We start from the raw sequence: 2,330 nt of genomic DNA, 5'->3' as shown, positions 1-2,330 counted from the left end.
ATGGAATCACCAATTAAACTAAAAACAGTACAATTTATGCTAACTACACCAGATTACGATTGGGAGCGTATTGATTTTTGGGTAAATGAAGGTCCAGCAGTGATTAAAAATAAAGGAAAAATTTACATCACATTTTCAGCAAGTGCAACAGGAGCCTGTTATTGCATGGGCTTAATGGAAGCAGATGAAAATGCAGATTTATTAGATAGAAATTCTTGGAAAAAATCAAGATATCCAGTATTGGAAACTAATTATGAAAAGAAAATATTTGGTCCAGGACACAATAGTTTTACTGTAGATGATGATGGAAAACCAATAAGTATTTATCACGCTAGAGATTATGAAAATGCGGTTGGTGATCCAGAATTTGTTCCAAAAACAGATACAAGACCATTAGAAGAAATTATAACAGATCCATTATACGATCCAAATCGTCATGCTAGAGTAATGGAAGTCCAATTTGACGAATTAGGAAAACCAATTTTTGAATTTTATTAAAAAAACATCAATATGAAAACATCAATTATTAAAAAATTACTTCTGTTAATTTTAGGGATTACTTTTTTTTACAGTTGTAAAAATGAGAACAAAATAAATTCAGATAAAGAAAAAAGTTCAGATGTCATTGATTTGGTATTAGACCTTAAGGATACTGATATTAAAATTCAGCCAACGATGTATGGTATTTTCTTTGAAGATATCAATTTTTCAGCAGATGGTGGTATATATGCAGAACTTATAAAGAATAGATCCTTTGAATTTCCTGATGCAAAAATGGGCTGGAAACAGCCAAATAGTTTTAGACCATCGTTAAACAAAAACTCGGGTTTTGCTAAAATCACCAATTATGTAAATCCTAATGGAGGCAATAAAAAGCACAGCCATACAGTAGTGTATAATTATAAAAATTATGAATTACTAAACGAAGGTTTTCGTGGAATAGGATTGCATGGAGGTAAAAAGTATGACCTTTCTGTAATGATGGCTAATAATGAGGGTATACAAAGTATCAACTTTTCGTTGGTAGATTCTACTGGAGTTGTTCTTGCAGAAACTAAATTTAAACCCTCAAAAGGAGATTGGAAAACGTATGAGGCAGTTTTAGAGCCTAACAAAACTGAAGCAAAAGCACAATTAAAAATCACTTTTGAAGGTAATGGAAGTATCGATTTAGATATGATTTCCCTATTCCCACAAGATACTTGGAAAGGTAGAAAAAAAGGGTTGAGAAAAGATTTAGTTGAACTTTTAGATGGTTTAGACCCTGGTTTTCTTCGTTTTCCTGGAGGTTGTATTGTTGAAGGTCGTAGTTTAGCTCAGCGTTATCAATGGCAAAAAACGGTAGGTCCAGTAGGTGAGCGTGAATTATTAATTAATAGATGGAATAATTTATTTGATCACAGACCAGCTCATGATTACTATCAAAGTTTTGGTCTTGGTTTTTTTGAATATTTTCAATTGTCAGAAGATTTAGGAGCAGAACCAATACCAATTTTAGGTTGTGGTATGGCTTGTCAGTTTAACACTGGAGAATTAGTTCCTCTTGAAAATTTAGGTCCCTACGTACAAGAGGCACTAGATTTAGTTGAATTTGCCAATGGAAGTATTGAAACTCCTTGGGGAAAATTAAGAGCTGAAATGGGGCATCCAAAGCCTTTTAATATGAAATATTTAGGTATTGGAAATGAGCAATGGGGACCAGAATATTTTGAACGTTATAAAATTTTTGCAAAAGCGATTAGTGAAAAATATCCTGATCTTATTTTAGTTTCAACTCCAGGTCCTTTTTCAGATGGAGATATGTTTGAATATGGATGGGAGCAATTGAAAAAACTTAATGTAGATTTAGCTGATGAGCACTATTACAGATCCCCAGAATGGTTTAAAAATAATGCTGATAGATATGATAGTTATGAACGTGAAGGCGTAAAGGTGTTTGCAGGTGAATATGCTGCACATCCTAAAGGAGTTAAAGATGGTCCTTTAGAGAATAATTGGAACTCAGCTTTATCTGAAGCTGCATTTATGACTGGTTTAGAACGAAATGCAGATGTTGTTCACTTAACGGCTTATGCACCACTAATGGCTCATGAAGAAGGTTGGCAATGGGCACCAGACCTTATTTGGTTCAACAATTTAGAATCTTACCAAACACCAAATTATCAAGTACAAAAATTATTTAGCACCAACTCTGGAACTGACTTATTAAAAATAACAGAAGGTGGAAAACCGGTAATAGGAAAAAATCAAATATATGCTTCTGCAGTTAAGGACTCAAAATCTGATGATTTAATTATCAAAGTTGTTAATACAAGTGAAGATGTAAAAAG

Annotated in this window: 2 protein-coding genes; both read left to right on the top strand. The window is 33.0% G+C overall.

The features are described 5' to 3' along the window. Positions 1–498 (top strand): family 43 glycosylhydrolase (locus tag ACTG3S_RS06890; RefSeq protein WP_439128627.1); only part of this gene is annotated, 498 nt, incomplete at its 5' end. A 12-nt stretch (positions 499–510) separates the two neighbouring features. After that, positions 511–2,330, top strand: a 1,820-nt coding sequence (locus ACTG3S_RS06885) for an alpha-L-arabinofuranosidase C-terminal domain-containing protein (protein WP_439128626.1), incomplete at its 3' end; no start/stop codon positions are given.

Source organism: Polaribacter sp., from assembly GCF_965656025.1.
Lineage (GTDB): Bacteria > Bacteroidota > Bacteroidia > Flavobacteriales > Flavobacteriaceae > Polaribacter.
This window is presented reverse-complemented; position numbering and strand designations above follow the sequence as displayed.